The sequence below is a fragment of the Endozoicomonas euniceicola genome, from assembly GCF_025562755.1.
Lineage (GTDB): Bacteria > Pseudomonadota > Gammaproteobacteria > Pseudomonadales > Endozoicomonadaceae > Endozoicomonas_A > Endozoicomonas_A euniceicola.
Window position 1 is genome coordinate 4,267,737 of the sequence record NZ_CP103300.1, and the last position, 22,295, is coordinate 4,290,031.

The following is a 22,295-nucleotide window of genomic DNA, read 5'->3' on the forward strand; positions in this document are numbered from 1 at the left end:
GGTCAGGATTGCCTCCCTGAAAAAACACCGGTTGTATTCACTATCGGTGAAGTAAAAATACTCGTAGCGTTTTGGCTGGCCGGTGCTGTGGGCATTGGACTATTGCCTCCCGCGGTCGTACTGAATGCGCTCAGGCTTTCCACCAGTTTGTCCAGTCGGTTGACGATTTCGGTATCGGCAGAACTTTCCGGTAATGCCCGGATTTCATTCCGGGCCGCTGAGGTTCGGGCTTTAATGGCTTGCAGGTCTTCACTGTTTTCGCTGTCTGTCAGAACGTTGTTGCGACCGGTTATCAGACCCACCGGGTCATCGGTCATTTTATTGTCTTTTAAAAAATGAATACGCTTCAATGTGGAGAGGTTAGCCAATGCGACAAGGCCGTTATGCTCTGTCGAATACACATGGATATCCTGCCTGGACAGGTCCGGAACCTCGGCCTCGGTTACCTGTTTTTTCGTCATCAGCGTCAGGAGCGAGCCTGTATCTCTGTCGCACAGGCTAAAGAGTGTTGTGTCGTATTTCATATCGACGAACAACGTCGTGCTTTTTTCTCCGGACAGCCCTCGTAAATCCGCTCCCGAGGTTTTCGATATGAAAACCGAATGGTCGCCTTTGTTGTCATTAATCCTTACATTACGCTCAGGAACGTAGACATCATTGCCAGCACCGCCATTAACAGTGAAGTTAAGATTGGAGGAGGCCTGGTCTGCCACTACCTGTCGACGACTGTCGCACTGGTCGCTCCTTCGAACAGGCCGCTGGACTATGATGTCAGTTGCTTCTTTTTTTGCGCTTTCAATAACGATAAGGTCATCGCCGCCATGCCCCCTGACTTCCCTCATTGTCGGGTTCGCCCTGGCGTAGATCACATTATCCAGGTGGTTACCTTCCATCATTTCGCTGTTGCCAGGCACGGGTTCTTTTACTAAGACGGTAGCCCGGTTTAAACGGGTCGCCAGGTCATTAAGACTTAACTTTGGTTGATTCGCAGGGCCGGCGAATATAACGCCCTGAATCGGATCGGAAAATCCAGATCTTATGGCTTTTTGCAATGCCCATTTCAAGGGTTTGAAACCGCTATTGGACAGATCTCCAAGGTCTTGCCGGTAACCGCCAATCACCATCTGGCTATGGTTTTGCAGAGTCGGGGAGCGGGTCAGCCTGAGGTCTGACGGGTTTCCGGGCACCACTTTGTAATAGGACGCCAGGTTCTTGTGATTCCTCAGCTGGATATTGAGCGACGCTTGTTTTTTACCTAAAACACCCTCTCGGGTTAACGCGTTCTCACGCCAGGCCTGCCAGTGCAACTGACCATTTTTGGTATTGAACGTGAAACGATATTCATCCGGGCTGCTGGTAGCATAAAAAACAGCGTGGACATCGTACCGGCCTGCCTTATCCGGTCTGTTTCGTCCCACCTGGGCGTAACGTTTTTTGCTGTCCAGAGTGAGATTTTGAACGTCCAGCTGATGTCGGCTGACCACTGGATAGCCAGCGTCGTTTTTCTCCTTCATAACGTATTTCACGTGGGTAATATTGACCGGTACCGGCTGTGTTTTTGATACGGCCAGTTCATGCCCGTCACGCTCTATCGTCTGTTCTTTCAGTGAGATGCTGGCCAGGTTGTGACGAATCCCACGGCTACCGTCGTATTGCAGAATATGGTAGCCGTTCTTCTGCCTGATCATTACGCTGCCCGAGGCGAAGGCGTAACCAGGAATGACGACACTGCTTTTGAGTGTGGGTGTGGATGTGGGTGTAGATGTGGGTGTGGGAGGTGCAATGGCTGTAAACGCAATTTTGACACCACCGCTGACTTGTTTCGGAATGGCCCGAAATTCGGGGCCTAACTCAATGAACAACGGCTGCTGCCCGGTTGCCTGCACATTATACGATGAGCTAAGGGAAGCGGCTTTATTAATTCGCATCGGGAAACGAATCTCTCCGCCCTTATCAAGAACCATTGATGTCAGCTCTTTCAGCGTGAGGCTGATATCGGCAAACTTAATGGTGGCGGGCACCAGGGAATGGTCGTATAGCCTGGTACAGGCTTGCTTGATGATGACCCTGGCGGCATCGGGATCAAACCGGTTAGAGACCTCAATATCCTGACCGTTACGTTTTACGCTGTACAGGAAAGATGGAGACTTCAGGCTGATGTTAACGCCGTCGCGGTCCTCTGGCCGGGTGCCAGCGGTTCGAGGGGTGGGCGTTGTTCCGGACTGTCTGTTAATATCCGTATAAATGATGATTTCACGGAAATACTGAAGGTCAGCCTCTTTCAGATGGAAATGGTCCGACCCGCCATTGCCTTCGAGGTAAACCGATATCTTGTTATTTGAACTGACGTTTTGAACGTTTGACCCGTTGTAGAAGGTCTTCAGTCGCAGCTCATCCAGTTTGAATTGATCCTGCCCTTCGGTTCCCTGCAGCCACAGCCCACCATCCAGAACCTGGACGTTGTTAAAAGGCCCCAGACCCGAAATAGCGACCGGAGTCGGGTAGAGCCAATAGAGACGTTTGAATTCTGGCTTGAAAGCTATGCCCCCTGTTACTTTACGCCTGTAGCGTTGTAAGTTCGAGCCCCCGATCAGGTAACTGGTTTGGTGATTCACTCCCAGCAATCCCAGGTATAATTTTTTATTATGATTATCAAACCAACCGGTGCTGAGCCCCCGGGAGTAAGCAACAGGCCGCAGCTTCAAAGGAATCAGCCCGTCCGTTGGCAGAGTCCTGGTACGAATAAGATCGAGTACGATTGTTATGGCTTTTTTTAAATCCGCATCGACTGCTGAGCCCAGGTCACGCCAGCGGCTGCCTTCGGTGGATTTGTCCTGTGGGACCTGGCTCAGGTCAAGAGCGGTTAACTTAAAGTCATTCCGGTTCCCTTCAAAGTTTGCCACAGGCGTTTCGATGGACCAGGTACCTTTATTCTGATTCCACTGATAATCAGCGCTCAGTGATGCCGGGTTAAACATCCGGTATTTACAGGGAACGGACACCAGGGGCATAAACGCATCAGGAAAGTCTTTCAGAAGCACCCGCCCCTGAGAGCCGCAAAACGGGTGTCCATCCCGTGCCTGTTGGGGTTTGAGTATGAACTCAGCGGGGAAGTGATGTTTGCCCTCGAGCCTTTCCCTGCGGCCACCGCTGTCTTTGATATGCAGCTCTGCCGCCCCGGGTACAGTGATCAGGTGACTTCCCTCACTGCCGACAATCCGGAACTGACTGCTGGCATCGGCGGTCAGCAGTGCTCCGGATCTGTGGTACCAGAAATCCTGCTGTTTCATAAAGCCCAGCAGTGGATGATCGGGTAATTTTGTGGTTATCGGTAGTTTCACCAGACCGGCTACCGCTGAGTATTCGGTTTCCGCATCACGGATAAGCGTTTGAATCCGGGTTTTGAGTAAGGAGACAAATTTTGTTGCCGTATCATCGGTCCAGTGCGATGCACTGCTGTCACTGAACACCGAGGGATAAACGCTATGAATGATCTTCCCGAAATCAAGTGACTCAAGGATCACTCCGGAACCGGGTTTGAATCGGTGCAGAGACATCCGGTCCCCGGATTTGTCGACAGCGGCTCCGGTTTTTTCGACGACCCAGTGGTCAAAGGTTTTGTCATTCATCTCCTGATCGTCTTTCAGTAAAACCGTTTCGCTCCAGGCGTCATCGGGTATACGCAGACCATGTCCGCTGCGGGTTATTGCCAGAATACTGTCCCGAAAGCCCCTGACACTGGCAAACACAGGACGGCCGGCGATAGAGCTTCGGGTTTCCTGTTCTGAAGCGGGGCGGATGACTTTGAAGCCGGTTGCAATCTTTTTAATCAATGAGCCTGATTCCGGATCACCGGATTGACGGCTTGTTTTAAGGTACACCAGGTTGCCGGAATATTGACTGAAAAGAATATAATAAACATCCAGCCCATCCATTACCCTGTGAATGGGCAAGTGCTCGTTTTTTAAACGGCTGATGACATTGTCGTCAATGACTAGTGCATTACTGGCCTGGTGACTGCTACGCCCCCCGTCAAACAGACTGTTCAGATACGCAATATGCTGTTGTGTGCGATGATCATAGAAGCCGGCACGGGTGATATTATTATTCTCCCTGCTGTCGATTACATACAGTGGGATAATGTCCTGATTGTAAGACACGGTGGTAATGGTGCTTTCAAGCCTCTCCGCCGTGGTGACCAGCGCAATCTCTTTGGGCTTGATTTTTCCAGAGGCATCGGCAGTCAGCTGAAAAGTAAATCCACTGTCACTGCTGACAATGAGTTTATTGGTGGACCCCGTTTTTCTCACCATCGTTACGGGCTCCTGAAAACAGGAACCTGCTGAGTTACAGTCAAATTCGGTAAATTGAGTGTGTGGCTGGCTCAGGTGGGCGTTGGTTTTAAAGAATACCTGCTCTGATGTCTTATTGTAAAAGTAGTAGCCGGTTTCGGGTGAGCCGATAATGGGCTTGACCTCATCACTGGGAGCAATCAGGGTAATGATATTGTCGTGATCGCCGTCGAACCAGTTTAACACCCGGCCTTTCCAGTCCTTACGACGTCTCGGGCTCATCCTCAGGTTGATATTCTCGTCTTTCAGAGCGATCTTTACAAACCGTGAGGTGGTTTTGTACCGTTTGTTTATTTTTCGAAATTTTTCGGCTCCCTGCTGAATATCCCTAAGGCGTCCTGCAAACTTCAACAGGTAAACTCGTTTATGGTTATCCGGTAAAAACTCAAACACCGCATTAGCGTCTGAGGCCACCACCTTGTAGGAATAGTCACAGATTTTCCGGCTTTGGAAGTCAAAGCCAAACATCTTTAAGGTATTGACCAGTCCACGGCAACCCTGGTTGATGTTCCTGAAAGTAGAAGGAATCCAGTCATTTTTCTCGTAATCAGGGCTGTCGTGAAAGTTAAAGGTGGACTCACCTAGCAGGACCTTTGTTATATAAGGTGAATCTTTCCCTCCGGCTCTGCCGGTTTCAGACGTGCAATTACTGATCTTGCTGTCATCTTCAGCGATACAGGTATAAGGAATCTTGCCATTGTAGGCCAGTATCCACATCTCATCCGCTGTTTCAGTGGGGTAAATATTGATTCTATGCCGGCTGTCAGAAATCAGGGTGTACTTTCGTCGCTCGCCCTCGCCCTCCCCCTTAAAGGAATGAACGTTATAAAAAAGCATGGAGTCAATGTCTTTGTTAATACCATGGAAAAAGACATTGTAGTCATTGTCGTCCATGTGTAATGTGCTGGTTGTCTCAAGGTTTTTCCGGTCGGTAATATTAGTCAGCACCTGACCGATGTATTTATAAGTGTATTCGTTATCACAGTCTCCCCAATAACAGTTTCTGTATTTAACGTCCTCAACCTTCTGGCTATAAACCTGCTTCAATTTATCGTCGCTGATCGCATCCAGAAAAAGCGCGCCGGGAGAATCGTTGTTATACAACCGGGCCGGCGTATGCTGGCGCCGTTCAAAAGGCGAGTACTGCATATTGGCTTCCCAGCCCGGTGTGGCAGACATCAGAATATTCTTGTGTCTGGATAAATTAATGTTTTTATAAATACCGTCAGCGCAGTTGTAACCGGTCAGGCGAGTGTCAGTGTTACACAAGGTATGAAGTGCGTTGCGAATCATATTAAATGGTTCGGAATACCGGATGTAATTGATATCCTTTGCGCAATAGGGAGTTGTTGATCCGGATTTGTCGAGAAACGGATGGTTCTCGCAGACTTTGTGGCCGCTCTCTTTACCGGCGACATGAGTCTGGGCGCGGGTTTTGACAGCGCCATAACGTACAGTGTTGTCGACCAGGTTTATTTCCCTGACATTAAAAGGCAGCAGCTTGTTCGTTTTGCCAGCCTTCAGAAAATTCAGGTACTTGCCATCAAGGATAAACTCTTTAGGATCAAGGTACTTATGCAGGGAGTCGAAATTTTTGGCAATTTCTTTCGTGACATCAATGAGCTTATTAAAGTACAGCTCTCTGACTTCTTCCTCAAACCAGGCCTCGAATATACTTCGGGCAAACAGCATCAGCGCATCAATGATAAGGCCCAGGGGCCCGGCAACCTCTGAAAGGTAGGACACCGCCGTATCCACGGATTCAAAAATAACCTTTGACTCCAGGAGCGCCTTCATTTCAGGGTCATCGGTTTCATGGTATTCGGCGATGGTCAGCCCCAGGTTGGCAGACTGTAAGCCGGAACCCAGACCCGGGATGAACCGGCCGGATTTACTGCCAGTGTTGACGATTTTACCCAGTTTTTTTATGGCTGACTGGTTCTTGAGCTGTTTAGTTAGACCTTTGAACTGCTGCAGAGCTTTTTTGGGCAGGATAACGGGCTTAATGCCCGGAGCTGAAAACTTAATGCCTTTAATCCCAAGATCGACCACTTCGCCGGTTTGCAACGCCAGAGCAATAACGCCAAGGTATTGCTGGCCAAGATACACCCTGTATTGCGAGTCGGTCATATACTCAGGTTTGCTGTGTTTTACCCACTTTCCTGTATTAACCAGCTCCGTCACCATATCGCCGACATCCATCATGGATTGTGACGCACCAAACGCATTGGCGGCAGTGGCTTTATTTTTAGCGTTATTATTTTTAGCGTTATTGCTCTGAACTCGTTGAATAAATGTTTTGAACCGGTCAAGTGCTCCCGAGGTGAAAGTGACCGGTGTTTTAACTCCGGTGTCAGGCTGCAGCACGTCCATACGCCAACCGTCGCCTTCTTTTTCCAGAGAGTCAAAGACAGGCAGCACATTGTCCGCGAGGGCGTTGTCTTGTCTAATCATCTCAAAAGCCGTATCCAGCTCCAGCAAACGCTGCTTGAAATCAGACCTGGTGTTGGCGATGGTTAAGAGTTTGGAGGGTTTGTCATCCACCTTTTCGGGCAGGGATTCCGGGGCATCGGGGGGATTATCGAGTTCGGGCAACTTGATGAACGAACCCGGAAGCACAGAGCGAGAGAGGGGCGTGCTGGTCGATGTCCGGGATACCTGGAGCGCGTTGGATTCGCCGGGGAAGAGGCGGTACTCGGAACCAGTACCCTCAGCAGAATTAAAGCTGATACTGCCAATGGAGCCAAGCGTATCACGGCGAATACTTTCAAAATCCTGTACCAATGATTTGAGGTTGTCAGTAGTACCGTCTGTAGTTTGGATTTGAACATTGCCAATACTGTTTTTATGGCAGAACTTTTTGATAAACGCTTTCAGCAAGCTCGGCTTACTTTTGTCTATTGGTACTGCTTTTGCCAGCTGTTTAAAGTCACCAACCGTACCTATAAGAGAAAGCCTGTTATATTCTCCGCCGGGAATCCTTGTTACGACTTCACCGTATTTCGAGAATAGCAGGGTACTCTCTGCATCAAAATATAATACCTCTGTCGCCGGCTTATTGGTTGTCTGGTTAATAGTTTTTGGTATGGATGCTTTATCGAAAACAACGATGCTATTGAATCCTTGAACAGTATGCTGATCAAGGGTCTGGTTTGCTCTCTTCTCCCTGAAATCGTTGATCTGGTTTTGTATTTCGGCTAATACCGTTCCGGGTTTTGCGGAATACGAAGATATGTCTGTTCTTTCAATACTCGAGTCAGAAAAGACTATTTTGGTTCTGAAATTAACAGTCTGTTTATTAATGGCATTTACAAACTGGGTTACTTTTTTTTTCAATTGTTGATCTTTAAGACTGCAGGCTGACCGGCGCCTGCGTCTTTTATTGTCATCACAATCTGGCGACATGGGGGTAGAGAATATATCAAGCGGCAGCCCAAGGTCATCACTTAGTTGACGCAGAGTATTCCGGAAATGCTCATTCAGGCCAAGGCTATCACTCGTGTCTTGATTGTTGGTTTGTACTGCAGGTTGTTGTGGGGGTTGAGCAGGCGGTTGTTGTACAGATTGTCCAGCTGGTTGCTGTACGGACTGACCAGCCGGTTGCTGTACGGATTGACCAGCTGGTTGTTGTGCGGATTGACCGGCCGGTTGCTGTACGAATTGATCAGCGGGTTGCTGTGCAGGTTGATCAGCGGCAGGTGGCAGAGGTCTGGTTTGGGTTCCGGATTTAGCTTGGTTTTTGGCTTTCCCCGGGCCTTTGTCTCGCGGCAATACACCCTGATTTCCGTCGTCTGTCAGATCGATATAAGCTGGAGCTCCGGCATTATCAGGCATTATAGTGTTCAAACCTGATGTGCCTGCCTGGGGTGGAACAGGGCGAGGGTTGAAGTTTGACGTACCAGGTTTGTTTATCCCACTTAAGTGGGGCGGTAAATGTCTGGGGTAGGCAAAGCCGGAAGTTCCGGGTTGTGTTCCTGTACTGGTCCGGGATGAAACAGAACTCGAACTGGTTTTTTCCTTCTTTTGGGGGGAGCCTTTAGGTCCATAAGTTATACCATCAAAATCATAATATTCATCCGCGTAATCAGAAATCTTGCGCTCGGGAATGGGGACTTGCTCTATATTAGCAATTCTTTCTCTGAGTTTTTCCCTCGTTTGTATATAGTCATTAAAGTAGTACCTTAGATCTTCATTACTGACATTAAGCTCCGAAGCACGATCGAGAGGAGTATTATCCAGATCAGATGAAGGTCGTGGTACCGGGGGAGTATCCAATAGTTTCTGCAAAGTCAGATCGGGTCTGATCTGAAAGTTGCTTATATAGAGTTGCCAGGGTCTGGAATTGCCCTGAGTTTGCTGACCCGCTCTCCTATTCGCTGTATCAGTACCTGATGGATTTGTTAATTCTGGCTGATTGAGAGGTCTGCGCTGGGGTGTCTGACTGGGCTTTGCTTTTTTATTAACGTTTTGATTTGAGCCGTCAGAAGGGCTGCCTTTACGTTTGTTGTCGTCACCGGACATAATAACTTCTCTTTTGGATTCCTACCAACAACAACCATTCTCGATGGTTAGCTTTGCTGTCTCGTAACAGACTAGTTGCAAAATGGTAATTTACCCAAGTAAAGGTCAGCTGACTTATAAAATGACGGGTTTAATTAATCCGGCCATGAATCCGGGAGCTACATTGTTTCCCGAAAGACTTCTTTCTGATAACGCAGCAAGGGAGAAAGGAAGTATTCCAGTAAACGTCGCTGGCTTACAATAACATCGGCAGTTAATGTCATACCAGGCTGTATTCTTATTTTCTTTTGCTCTACCTGAAACCAGTCTCGATCCAGATTAATAAAAGCCTGGAAAAACCAGCCTTTTTGTTCGTCGTTAATGGCATCTCCGGATACCTTTTGAACACTGCCTTCAAGATAGCCATAACGGGTGTAGGGGAAACTTTCAATTTTCACCTGAACTTTTTGTTCTGGTTTAACCCAGCGAATGTCTTTATTAAGTACCATGGCTTCAACGGTTAACCTACTGTTAGCGGGCACAATCACCATAACGGGCTGGCCGGGTTGTACCACATCTCCGGAAGAGTGAATCTGAATCTGTTGTACTGTCCCGTCGATGGGAGCAGTTAGCACCTGGTTTTCATCTCTCATGCTGGCCTTTGCCATAACGATATTCCCATGGTCGATCTGTTGGACAGCGGTCAGGTACTCCTTGAGATGTCCGGCTATAAAGGTTTCCCGCTTTTGTTGCCGTTCGGCCAGCAAGGCCTGATAGCGGGCCTGATGCTCTTTCTGTCGCTGCATCATTACCTTTAGCTGTTGAGCGGTATCAATTTGTTTTTCCCGCCTTATCAGCCAGTCGACTTCGGACATCATTTTTTTTTCATACAACGCTTTCGTCGATGAAGCCAGCTTATTGTGGATCGGGTTTAACAGTTTTAAACGCTCTATTTCTTCGCCATCCGCAGCCAAAGAAGAAGACAGTTCATCAAGATTTTTTTCCATGGATTGATCCGATGATAAAAATGCCTCCAGTTCACTTTTTAAAGCATTATCTTCTGCAGCCCATCGTTGCGCTGTAGGAGGGTGGTCAAAAGTAAGTTGATTGTTTATTGCTTCCTGTTTCAGGTTGACGGAAACAGGTCGGGATAGGCCTGGTGTATTAATCAGTCTGATCAGGGTTTCCTCCCTCAGGGCTGATAAAAGGGCCGTGGATATATCCTGTGCCTTTTGCTCGGTGTTGGTTTCAAGGTCCGAAGGGTTGGGAATCAGCTCGATCAGCTTGTCCCCTTTTTTTACCTGGCTACCTTCTGTCACGTAAATATTGCTCACCCGCGCTACTTGTATAGGGCTTATTTTCTTTGAATAACCGTCTGGAATAACGCGTCCTTCCGCTTCAACAATGACGTCCATTTTTCCAAACCAGGACCAGACCAGGGCAATAACAAACAGAAGGCAGATGCTTATCGTTAAAACGTGTTTAAGGGGGGAGGCCGGTGTTTCAAGGACTTCAACTGCGGCGGGTAAAAATTCATTTTCTTCTCTGGAAGAAAAGAAAGCAGTGACTTTTTTTAAAAAATTAAGCATCTTGATGACCTGACTGAATGTTCCAGAGTTTTGCGTAATAACCGTTTTGTTGAATAAGGCTGTGATGGGTTCCATCCTCTTTAATCCGACCGTTCTGCATAACGATGATTCTGTCGCAATGCCTTATGGTAGAAAGCCTGTGGGCAATGGTAATAACCGTTCTCGATTCGGAAATTGCACCCATGTTTTTCTGTAAAATATACTCTGACTCGTAGTCGAGCGCCGATGTTGCTTCGTCAAAAATAAGAATCCGTGGGTTGCTGATCAGGGCTCGGGCGATAGCAATACGCTGCCTTTGTCCTCCCGACAAGCCGATACCTCGTTCACCAAGCTCAGTGTCATACCCCCTTGCGAGGTGCGTGATAAACTCGTGGGCCCCTGCCAGCCTGGCAGCCTCGATGACGGCCTCCATGGGCAGCAGTGGATCAGAGTGGGCAATATTTTCACGGACCGTTCCGTTAAACAGCGTGTTTTCCTGCAGAACAACACTTAACTGTCGTCGTAGCCAGGACGGGTCCAGAAGTGCGATGTCGTTGTCGTCTATCAAAACTTTTCCGGTATTGGGTACATAGAGACGAAGCAGTAATTTCGCCAGCGTTGACTTTCCTGAACCGGATTCACCCACAATACCAACGGTCTGCCCGGCTGGAATAACAAGGTTGATATCCGTCAGGGTGTTTTGCAGCTCACTGCTATAGCTGAAATTAACGTGCTCCATCTCTATGTGGCCACGGAGTTCTTCCATAGGGGGTTTATCAAGGCTCTGCTGTGGCTCCCGGGGGGTGTTGAGCACATCGCCCAGGCGGGCGATGGAGATTCTGAATTGCTGAAATTCCTGCCATAACTGAGACAATCTCAGAATAGGCTGCGCCACCTGACCGGATAACATATTAAAGGCAATTAACTCGCCGATGGTCAGGTCACCGGCAATGACTTCTTTAGCCCCAAACCACAACAGTGCAACCGTGACCACTTTGTTAATCAGTTGTACTAACTGGCTACCTACTGTACCCAGAACACTGCTGCTAAAGCTGGCTTTGGCATAACCGGCCAGGTAGCGCTCCCAGCGTGCCTGCATGCGGGGCTCAACCGCTGTTGACTTTAGTGTTTCCATTCCGGTAATCGATTCGGTCAGAAAAGCCTGGTTAATGGCACTGCGCTCAAACCGTTCTTTTGCCCGGTTGTGGAGTCCGGGGCTGATCAGGACAGAGAGCAGGATATAAAAAGGAATGGAGGCAAGCACAAGTAAGGTGAGCGTCGATGAATAAAAGTACATCGCGATAAAGAGCACTATGGTAAAAAACAGGTCGAGAAGCAGTGTCATTGCATTGTTGGTAAGAAACTCCCTTATATTTTCCAGCTCTCTGATACGGGCCACCACCTGTCCCACCGGGCGGGCACTGAAATAAGCAATGGGGATTTTCAACAGGTGTTCAAAAAGCCGACTACCCAGCTCTACGTCCACCCTGCAACTGGTGTGTGAGAACAGGTACATTCGTAAGGTGCCCAGACCGATTTCGAACAGGGACATGACCAGTAATGCGATGGCAATCACATTCAGTGTGGACAAGGCCTGATGTACCAAAACGGTATCCATAACCACCTGAAAACCAATAGGGGTAATCAGGGCAAAGAGTTGCAGAAAAAATGAGGCAAGAACGACTTCACCCAGTACTTTCCGATATTTAATGATGACAGGGATAAACCAGCTGATGCCAAACCGTTTCATGGTATAACTTAAATCAAACCGCCTTGTCATCCAGAGGGCTTCGCCGTCCCATTGTTCCCAGAGTTCTTCGGTTTTTAATATACACGGCTGTTGTCCGAAGAATTGAACCATCACAGTGCCCTGTTCGGCATTGACGTCCGCGATGATAAAGTATCCTTCATTAGATTTTGCTATAAATGGAAAGGGCGACTTATTAAATTTTTTCCTTTTGACCCTTACTTTTCTGGCTTTCATACCAAGACGTTGGGAAACTCTGACGAGATCCTGTATTTCAATATCCGTATCCTTTCCAGATAGTTCATGCATTAAAGAGTTGGTATCAACGTTTTTTTCATGAAACTTTAAAAGCAGGGCGAGGGCAAATGATGCAGAGTTGAGGGTTGATTCAGACATTGTTATTGGGTACTCCGGTTACGTAAACGTTCGTCTGGTAATTTGAATTGTTGTTATGAAAGGAAAGGTTAAGGGACATAGCCAAACCCATGGAATAAATACTATTAAAGAATGTTATTTTGAGGGATTAATATTAGACCGAATATTTCAAACATGGGTAGTTATTGTAATTACTGCTCAGGACTCTTAGTTTTATTTTTTCGGCTGACTACGGAGCAAGAAGATAAATATTTATAATGAACTCACATTTAATTTTTATTGGATTCAGCAATAACCCCTTTGAATACTCAAGCCTTCAGAGCAGCTCCAGCAGAAAGCCAAAGCCAGTACTCTGACTATTGTGTTTTTTATTGACTATTGATCTTGTTAAAATTCCGGTAATACCATAACCAGGGGGTCCACTTCAGAGACACTTTTTTTGCCATATTCTCTTCAATAACTTTCATTACTCTATCGCCAGCCCAGCCGAGAATAACGTAAGGGGTTACATAGCTTATGTCGTCTTTAAGATCTCCTGTCATGGCTCCGGCCCGGTTTATTCGCCGGTGAGGCTCTATATGAATGTTCCTATAAACCATGTTTTTTCTGTGGATAAAATAGTGTACTTTGCTGCCATTACTAGTGAGTAGCCTATCAAGAAATAAATCAATAAAAGGCTGAAGCTTTTCTTTGGTAAGCCCGTAGGGGTTGTTACCGTCGTTGTATAACTTTGTGATGGCCTGCATCACCAGTCGGCCATGTTTACTGTCTTCCTGACCGGACTCTCTGTCTGCCGGGGCATAGAACCAATAGATGTACTTCTTGCCATTATGTTTATAGGTTTTTATGTCGTCAAAAAATGTATCGAGTTGCTTTTTCACCATTGACCGAAGCACGCTTGCTTTATGAGGCTTTTTCTTAGCCAGCTCCATGCCCCGTGCAAGGTCATCAAGCACCTGCATCATGGCCAGGGACCGGTTGTAAGCTGGATAGAGACCTGCCAGCTCAGGTTGGATATCCTCCATTCTGCTATTGTCCGGGATGCGCAGCAGGTTGTTAAGAGGGTCATACCAGAAAGCCAAAACAAACTGGTCAATAGTTTCTTCTATTTTTTCAAAATAGAATAACGCCTTCTCGCGATATGTGGTTCCTGACCCCTTGAGGTATTCCTCTCCGAAGGGGACAGCCTCATTCCAAAGCCCTGGAGATTCCATGATCAATCTGAAGTTTTCGGCAATAGGCTGAAGGATCATGGCGGTCATAATAATATTGGCAAAAGGCTTTTTTTCACCATTCACCTTGAAATCGTCATGCAATGTAGGCCAGACAGGCAGTTTTTTATTGGAAACGTAGAGCGTTTTGCCTTCTTCGGGGTGGTTTCGCACAGCTAATATTTCATCACTCATCTTAAGGGACTGGTTCAGGAAGGTAATGTCTCCAGTCACTCTATAGGCAACATTGATCCCCAGCATTATGGGCCCCTGCTGCCAGGCCATTTTTTTTCTATCGTTGTGTTTGATCGTTTTAAACTTATCCAGCTTTTCTTTGTAAATTCTCAGTTCGTCATCTGGAGGCAGAACGAGCCTGTCTTGGGCAGGACTGGTCTGATATACCTTAGGGGTGGTGCTATTCGATTGATTGGAAGAGAAAGATTTAGTGGTAAACATCAGACTTAAACTGATGGCCAACAAGCCTTTTATTAACATAAAAAGTACTCGCTTATATCATGACAACCAGTACAGGCATCCACAAAAGACAGTTTAAGTCGTTTTGAGAGCGAACCGGACAAAATTAATCGCGAAAGGGCAACAGTAAGAATAATGGTGATTGCTAGTATTTCCAGCCTGCCAGATAAAAATAGCGCTTAGCGTTTACTGCGCTCTATCTAAATAATTCAGTACCCATTGCCCAACAACTGAACTGTCGACAGGTTGTTTAAGAGATTCAATACCTTCAACGAATCGGGACTGAGGGAGCCCCTTTTTCCGACTACGGATTAACGCCTCCATAAAAGCTTTAGTGAACTCAGGATGTCCCTGAATACTCAGAAAATGGTTACTGTATGTCACCATGTAGTATGGGCAGAAGTCACTGGCGGCAATAACGGTGGCTGCATTGGGCAGATGCTCTATTTGTTCTTTATGGCTGACCAGCACCCTCAGAGAGTTGAGTGATGGCTGCATCCAGTCATGGTGTTTTATCAATGTATTCCCGGATATGCCAATCCCCCAGCCTTTGTCTGACTGTACGACGGTTCCGCCCAGTGCTTTCGCCATCAGTTGATGCCCAAAACAGATACCCACTGTTGTTTGTCCGTCAATGTAGAGTTGTTTCACAAAAGCTTCCAGGGCAGAAATCCATGGGAAAGGGTCGTTAACGCTATGACGACTGCCAGAGATGATCCACCCGTCGCAATCGGTAGTGTTTTCAGGCAATTGCCCGTCAAGCGCACGATAGGTTGTCAGTTTCAGAGTCGGATTATGCTGTTCAAGCAAGGCTTGAAACATGCCGGGGTAATTGCCGTGGTCTGGTTGCAACTGAGTCTGTACATCGTCACAAAGCAACAGGCCAATATTCATTAAACATTCCCCTGTATGGCGGCTGCAAAAATTTTCTCGTAGTCCGAAGCGGAAAAGGCAATGGGGTTTGTTCCGGCGGAGGGGTCGTCGCAAGCCATTTTTCCAATTCTCTCACTATGGGTGTCGTCTATACCAATCTCTGCCAGACGGTGAGGAATATTGCACTGCTGCCGCAGGGTCATCACCCATTCAAAAAAAGCTGGAAAACCCGGCTCTGGCAAATCCAGATAGCGACTTAAGCGGGCTATATCGTCGCTGATAACGGACTCGTTGGCCTTGAGCACATAGGGCATCAGAATGGCATTCAGTAAACCATGATGGGCATCGTAAATGGCTCCCAGGGGGTGGGCGAGAGCGTGCATGGCTCCGAGCCCTTTTTGAAAGGCGGTTGCCCCCATTGTCGACGCCACCAGCATCTGGGTACGGGCTTCAATGTCGTCACCACGGCTGACAGCCACTGGCAGGAAATCCTTAATAAGCCGAATACCTTCTACCGCAATGCCTTTTGCCATGGGGTGGTAAAGAGGTGAGCAATACGCTTCGAGGTTATGGGAGAGGGCGTCTATACCGGTGGCGGCGGTGATAGCTGCGGGTAGACCACAGGTTAATTCCGGATCCAGAATAACCGTCTCTGGTAGCATATTGGGGTGGAAAATAATTTTCTTGATCTGGTCCTGCTGGTGGGTAATCACCGAGGCTCGCCCTACTTCGGAGCCTGTTCCTGCCGTTGTTGGTACTGCAATAACCGGTGCCATTGTGGCTGTATTGGCACGCAGATAATTATCTCCGACATCCTCAAAATCCCATAAAGGCCGGTCCTGACCAGCCATCAGAGCAACGGCTTTGCCGGCATCCAGCGCAGAACCACCGCCAAAAGCAATAACCCCGTCGTGATTGTTTTTCTGATAGGCGACGACACCGGCATCAATGTTTTCGCCGGTAGGGTTGGCTTTGATGGCGGAGAAAACCGAGCACCCTGCTAATTCTGTACCGCAATGTTCCGCTGCATTTTTCAGAAATGGCAGGTTTGCCAGTCCGGGGTCTGTAATAATCAGAGGGTTAGTTATAGCTTTTTCACGACAAATGTCTGGTAGCTCCCGGATGCGACCTGCCCCTGTCCGAACTGTCGTAGGGTAATGCCAGTTGGCAGTGTATTGTTCAAAGTCCATCATGCAATACTCATGTCAGCAGCGCTGGTTAAGGGTTTGTTGGCGATTAAATAATTTCGAAGTAGCGATCCATCTCCCAGTCAGTGATGTGTTTTCTGAATTCTCTTTCTTCCCACTCCCTGGAGGCGGCGTAATGGTCTACGAAATCGTCTCCCAGCATTGAGCGCGCCGATTCAGACTGTTTAAATCGCTGTGCTGCCTCCCATAACGTAGCGGGCAGAGCAAGCTCCTCAGGGTGTTGTTGTTCGTAGGCATTGCCCTGTACCGGATCGCCGGGTTCCCACTTATTAATAATGCCGTGCAGGCCCGAAGCCAGAGCAGCTGCCAGCGCCAGATAAGGGTTAGCATCGGCAGAGCCAAGGCGGTATTCAACACGCTGATACTGATCAGAACCGGGTATCACCCGCAGTGCGGTTGTGCGATTTTCGACGCCCCAGGTGGCGTCGGTAGGTGCCCAGAAATCAGGAATCATTCGAGTATAGCTGTTCACAGTGGGGGCAACCATCGTAAGAAACTCCGGCATCAGGCGCTGCTGACCAGCGATAAAGTGCCGCTGAATCTGACTGATTCCATGCGGTTGGGTTGAATCATAAAATGCCGAACGATTGTCGTCTGAATGGCGCAGAGACAGGTGTATATGGCCGCTCTGACCCGGATAGTCCGCTGACCACTTCGCCATAAAGGTCGCCATTAATTCATTCTTTTGCGCCAGCACCTTGATAAAGGTTTTGAACAGTGCGGCCTTGTCAGCCGCATGGGTGGCAGAGTCTACGGCAATGGCTGCTTCAATAACGCCGGGGCCGGTTTCGGTATGAACGCTTTCCAGGGGGAAGTCCATGGTCTGGGACAGCGACAGAATTTGCTGATACAGGTCAGAGTGTACCGAATTGCGCAAAATGGAATAACCAAACCAGTCCGGCGTAAAAGGCTGAAGATTGCGAAAACCTTTTTCGCGGACGGAATCCGGTGTTTCTTTGAATAGGAAAAACTCATATTCCAGAGCGGCATGAACCTCAAAGCCCAGTGACTCAGCCTTTTGGATAACCCTTCGTAACGTGCCCCTGGGGCAAATGGCTTCAGCCTGCCCACAGAACTCTCCCAGAAATAGCAACATACCGTCTTCAAAGGGAATTTCACGACAGGAGTCTGGCAGAATTCTGACAGGAGCATCGGGGTATCCGGTATGCCAGCCAGTATACTTAACGTTGTCGTACGGCTGGTCTTTGCTGTCCCAGCCCAGAATGACATCGCAAAAGGAAAAACCCTTTTCCAGAGAGGAAAAGAACTTTTCTTTGCTCATGTATTTGCCTAGCATAATACCGTCATTGTCAAACAGGCCCACTTTCACATGGGTCAGTTTGCGTTTTTCAACGATTTGTCTGGCGTCGGCTACGGTTTTGACGTTTCTGGGGTTCAGCATGAGGTTACACCGGTATCAGCCATCGAAGTTTCCTCTTTGTATTTTGCGCTTCTTCCCTGAAAATAAGCAGCATGAAGCCCGGAGGCTTAAAGAAAAAGCAGGAGTAATGACCAGCAAGAAGTTATTTCCGGTGACTATTACGTTTGCAGCATAAACTTTTATAAGGGCTGATGCTAATGTCTTCCCGGGAGATGCTTAGAGTGTTAACACTTGAACAAGTTTTGAACTTTCGCTCTCAACTTACCACGATAGAAAGTGGCCTTCCGACATTGTATAAAATCGCACCTAAACGGGTTCTATGCGAATTATGTCGATCTGGAGAAACCTATTATTTACGAAGAACTTTTGATGACAAAATACTCCATGTAACCCTCCCCGAAGTATTTATTTTTGTGGTTCTCCTATCACATCCCACTCAGGTATTCTGCGCTCAGGGAATTGTCAACAGCACCAGTGATGAGATCTACTTAATGAAATATCCTCCTGTGCTTGTACTGGGGCACACGTCTATCACCCGCAACAGTCCGGTTTTGTACGCAGGACAGTTAGTCCTTGAAAATGACAGCATGTTTGCCTGGGATAATTGTAGTGGCCATTACCAGCCAACTTCTGTTCTTCATGAAAGTAATTTCCTTCCGCCTGTTAAACATTTGCTGCCTGTGAGCAAAATGGTTAGTTTTGAGGATGGGGGAGCTGGGTATGTTTATCTCAAGGCTACTGGAAAAATTAATGAGCCGTGGGCTCAACCTGTTTGCGTATATTTTCAATAGGCCTGGTGCGACTGCTCTCCGCCTTATCAGGCAAGACTACGATCAAAAAGCGAATTATGAGAGAAGAGTCGTATGATGGGTATATGGGAAGTTGTTACGGATTTTACGATAGCCAGTGCATTGATTCTGGTCTGTAAACTGATCAGGGTCAATGTTGTCAGTGTCCAAAAGTTATTTATTCCCGTGGCTTTGCTCGCAGGTCTGGTGGGGTTAGAGGAGCAGCAATCAAGTTAATACCATGTACTTTTTTCATCCTGAGGCTTTATGTTTCAATATTCATCCTCTTAACGATTAAAAATACTCTATATTGGTATTTCTTTTATACAACCGCACAACATAAAACAATGTTATCAAATACACAATCGTCGTTGTTTGTTTGTTTCTTAGGAGCGTTGCTAACAATAAGCTACTCTCAGGAAGTACTGTCCAGTGGCGGGGCTGGTGTTCTGAATCCATTGCCTGGCAATCTTTTAAATATTTGGTCTGCCAGCATGTTTCAAAGGAGTCAGTATTCAGAGTCACTAAATGTTTTGCCCGTACGGGGTAGAAAAGAAGAAAGTCTTGATCAGATCGCAGACCTGCCGTTAAAAAAGAGTGGCTCACCACTGAATTTTGTCAGGATAACCAGTCCTTACCCTTTTGATGTTGATGCTGATGCTGATAGTCTGAGGCTGTCAGCAGATACCCTATGCACGACAAAGGCAGTCAGACCTGATGAAAATAAACAGTGGAAGTGTTTTAGCAACAAAAAACACGGTCATGCAGAGATAGACATCTTACTGCCGGAAACCAAAGAAGCTAAAGTCTTCATCGCCACCAATCAGGCTGTCACAGTGCACTATCCGCCCCTGTCAAATGCGCCTCAGGCAGGCACTGGGCAATCGACGGATCCTCTATCCGTGCACATTAATCAGGAGCATGCTTTAAAACAGAGCCTTTCAAAGCAGTTAAGAGACCAGGAGAAAGTTCAGGCAGCTATTCAAAGAGCATCCGGTCTGCTTAAAGTCTCCTTATCAAATCCATCTGACGATTCAGCATTACAGACTGAACAAGCTATTGCTTTTAAGCTGATTCACGGGCTCTCACAAGAAGAAGAGCAGGAATTTAAAGATCAGATTGAAAAAATCAGGTCCGGAGAACAATTAAATGCTGCCACAAATCCAGATCTGGTGCTGGCCCCGGATACCAGCATTCATCTTGAAAACCTCAATGTTATATTTTCAGGGCTGATAAACAGCCTTCCTGTAGATGGTGGTACCAGTAGTTCTGGAAATAATCAGGGAAAAAGTCCTGGCGACGGCACCAGCAACGCTTCAGAGAGCTCCCGGAATAGTTCCGGACCAGAAACCTCAGCGGGAAAAGAAACACAGAACTCATCGGTTCCTTCTGATAAACCCAAAAACACACGGATTCAACCGTTGGCGTCTGCTCCCGGTCGACTGCTGAAACCAGGCCTGCTCACTAGATTGGGTGCCGGGCGTGCCCTGAACAACCCAGTGGTTATGAATAATAGCGCAGGGGCTTCAACCGGCCAGATTACGGGTAAAGCAGAGATTAAGGCCCGTAAAGCCATTCAAAGAAAAATAGCCCGGGCCATGGCATTACAAAAAGCGGTCAAGCTACCGAGATTTTTCCCCTTAAAATATACATCACTAATGGGAAGCTACCTCTTCATAAACACAGCCATAGCAGTTTACGCTCCTTCAATGGGTTTTCCGGTGGTTGATCCAATGTCGTTTATCCCGATAAGCACTTTTCTCTTTACGTATCTAAGTGCAGAAGCGTGTTTAGAAGGGTTTGGCAGGGCAAAAGAGGTCACTAAAGCAACCACCACTCAGGAAGAACTTAAACTGGAATTAGCTGTACAGGAAGCTTGCCTGAAGGCACGAACCCGCAGGTCATTGGATGAATTCGGAGTGGAGGTCGAAGCCTCTATCCAAGGTAAGCGCTACGTCCTGTCTGATTATGGAAAAGCCGAGTCCGACTGCTTCAGAAGGCTTGGCCTCGACCCTGAATTACCATTGACCAGACATGATGTTATTAAAGCAACTGAGGAAACCGCCGAGGAAATTTGTGCCAGAATAAAGTCGCCTGGTAAGTAGCCGGAAGGTCTGGGCAGATTCTATTTTCTAAAGCGTGGAGGCCTTCCATCAGGAGCATAAATAAATAAAGGCAGGTAGCAGGGCTGTCTTGCTGCTTGCTGTTCTGGATAATTACGACATTGTGCCTGATTCCATTTAGTAATATCCTCCGAATCCCCAACTCGCTAATAGTCATAATGTGATCGCTCTGATGCTGATCGCACCATGGCCTGTAAATAGTGACGTTCCGGAGTAAGCAGTAAAAAAGGAAGTCAGGTATGAAAAAGACAGTAATTTCTACCCTTATCGCATTGACCACAGCCGTTGGCGCACAGGCGGCAACGTTTCACAAACCCGATGCAGAGTTTATTAACAATGCGGCAATGGTGGGAATTACCCAGGAGAACTGGGACAGTGGTCGCTCTGCCAAAGTGACCATGAAGAATGCTTACAAGTTCACCCATAGCGTGGAAATGTCCAAAGGCGACTGGACTCATGATCTGGGTAAAGCAAAAGGCTTCGATCTGGACTCTGCCAGCGCGATGGATGTAGATGGTGAACACCCACTGTCTGTTATTCTGCGTGACCGCCTGAACATGGAGTCACTGGTTCTGCTGAAGAATGGCGAGCTGGTTGATGAATACTACTGGTCTGGTATGCACAAAGACCATACCCACCTGATGATGAGCGTGACCAAGTCTTTCACCATGCTGACTTTGCAGACACTGGTTGATGAAGGGCTGGTGGATATGAACGCGCCGATCACCCAATATGTGCCTGAGCTGAAAGCATCACCGGCTTTTGCAAAAGCGACCGTTCAGCAAGTGGCTGACATGCGTTCTGGCATCAAGATCGAGTTCACGCCGGGCAAAATTTGGGATGAACGTATGACCAATATTCAGGAGTGGAATGGCAAGAACCATTATCCGGAACTGAAGTCTGTTCTCGACTTTGGTAAATCCCTTGGTAAGCGCACCGATGTAGAAACCGGTGAGGCGTTTGATTATCAGTGTGCTAACACTGAAATGCTGGGCATGCTGATTACCCGGGTCACTGGCAAGTCTCTGGCTGAGGTGATGGAAGAAAAGCTCTGGCAACGTGTTGGTTTTGAGAACAACGCTTACCTGCAATCCAACTCTCAGGGTGAAGGGGTTGGCTCTGGCGGCCTGAACGCGACCACCCGTGATGCCGCTATCATGATGGACGTTATGGTCAACGGCGGTAAGAACCGTAAGGGCGAGCAGATTGTTTCCAAAGCGTTCATCGACAACCTGATGAACGGTAACGATGAAGTGAAGAGCGCATGGAAATATGACGGGTTCGCCCAGCTGCTGGCTGACGCCTGGTACAAAGATCAGATTCGCGTACTGAATGTTGGTGGCCATCGCTTCATGACATTTGTTGGTATCCACGGTCAGGTAGTGGTTGGCGAACCATCAACAGGCATCGTTATTGCCACCACGGGTGGACAGGACGAAATGCAGGCAGTTCGCACTGTAGCCATGACCTTCATGGATGTGGTACCAACGTTGCTGGATGCTCTGAAGTAATATCTTCACCCATCTGAGAAAGGTGTCGCAAACAGAGTTTAAAACTTTTTGCGACACCCTTAAGGGAAGCAGCAGAACATAATATACCGCTGTTGGCTGTTGGCTGTTGGCTGTATGAGCAGCTAATAGCCAAAAGCCAACAGCCCGGTAAGTTATTGAATGCTGCGCCCCTAAGACAGGGTGA

11 protein-coding genes are annotated in these 22,295 nt (G+C 47.7%); 4 read left to right on the plus strand and 7 right to left on the minus strand.

What is annotated here, in order from left to right:
* Positions 1-2: 2 nt before the first annotated feature.
* The 7 genes from NX720_RS17130 to NX720_RS17160 form a co-directional block, all read right to left on the minus strand.
* Positions 3-8,873: a hypothetical protein gene (locus NX720_RS17130; RefSeq protein ID WP_262596179.1), complete on the minus strand. Its 8,871-nt coding sequence runs from the start codon at positions 8,871-8,873 to the stop codon at positions 3-5.
* A 158-nt stretch (positions 8,874-9,031) separates the two neighbouring features.
* Entirely contained in the window at positions 9,032-10,441 is a 1,410-nt protein-coding gene (locus NX720_RS17135; RefSeq protein ID WP_262596180.1) for an HlyD family type I secretion periplasmic adaptor subunit, read from the minus strand.
* On the minus strand, positions 10,434-12,563 hold the full coding sequence (locus NX720_RS17140; protein WP_262596182.1) for a type I secretion system permease/ATPase: 2,130 nt from the start codon (positions 12,561-12,563) through the stop codon (positions 10,434-10,436). Before NX720_RS17140 ends, NX720_RS17135 begins: the two co-directional genes overlap by 8 nt.
* Before the next feature lie 347 nt (positions 12,564-12,910).
* Positions 12,911-14,248 carry a hypothetical protein gene (locus NX720_RS17145; protein WP_262596184.1) on the minus strand — a complete coding sequence of 446 codons (1,338 nt, stop codon included), beginning with the start codon at positions 14,246-14,248 and terminating at the stop codon, positions 12,911-12,913.
* 165 nt (positions 14,249-14,413) lie between these two features.
* Positions 14,414-15,121, minus strand: a complete 708-nt coding sequence (locus tag NX720_RS17150; protein ID WP_262596186.1) for a type 1 glutamine amidotransferase — start codon at positions 15,119-15,121, stop codon at positions 14,414-14,416.
* Complete coding sequence (locus tag NX720_RS17155; RefSeq protein ID WP_262601600.1) at positions 15,121-16,290, minus strand: iron-containing alcohol dehydrogenase; 1,170 nt, start codon at positions 16,288-16,290, stop codon at positions 15,121-15,123. Before NX720_RS17155 ends, NX720_RS17150 begins: the two co-directional genes overlap by 1 nt.
* 46 nt (positions 16,291-16,336) lie before the next feature.
* Positions 16,337-17,710 (minus strand): glutamine synthetase family protein, encoded by a 1,374-nt coding sequence (locus NX720_RS17160; protein ID WP_262596188.1) that lies wholly within the window; start codon positions 17,708-17,710, stop codon positions 16,337-16,339.
* A gap of 200 nt (positions 17,711-17,910) precedes the next feature.
* On the opposite strand from NX720_RS17160, the gene NX720_RS17165 reads away from it, so the two are divergent.
* The 4 genes from NX720_RS17165 to NX720_RS17180 all read left to right on the plus strand — a co-directional run bounded on the left by NX720_RS17165 (position 17,911) and on the right by NX720_RS17180 (position 22,111).
* Positions 17,911-18,480 (plus strand): hypothetical protein, encoded by a 570-nt coding sequence (locus NX720_RS17165; protein WP_262596191.1) that lies wholly within the window; start codon positions 17,911-17,913, stop codon positions 18,478-18,480.
* A gap of 72 nt (positions 18,481-18,552) precedes the next feature.
* A complete protein-coding gene (locus NX720_RS17170; RefSeq protein ID WP_262596192.1) occupies positions 18,553-18,714 on the plus strand; it encodes a hypothetical protein in 162 nt (53 codons plus the stop codon).
* 110 nt (positions 18,715-18,824) lie between these two features.
* Positions 18,825-20,582, plus strand: coding sequence for a hypothetical protein (locus NX720_RS17175; protein ID WP_262596193.1), 1,758 nt, complete (start codon positions 18,825-18,827; stop codon positions 20,580-20,582).
* Between the two features lie 257 nt (positions 20,583-20,839).
* Positions 20,840-22,111 (plus strand): serine hydrolase domain-containing protein, encoded by a 1,272-nt coding sequence (locus tag NX720_RS17180; RefSeq protein ID WP_262596194.1) that lies wholly within the window; start codon positions 20,840-20,842, stop codon positions 22,109-22,111.
* Positions 22,112-22,295 lie beyond the last annotated feature (184 nt).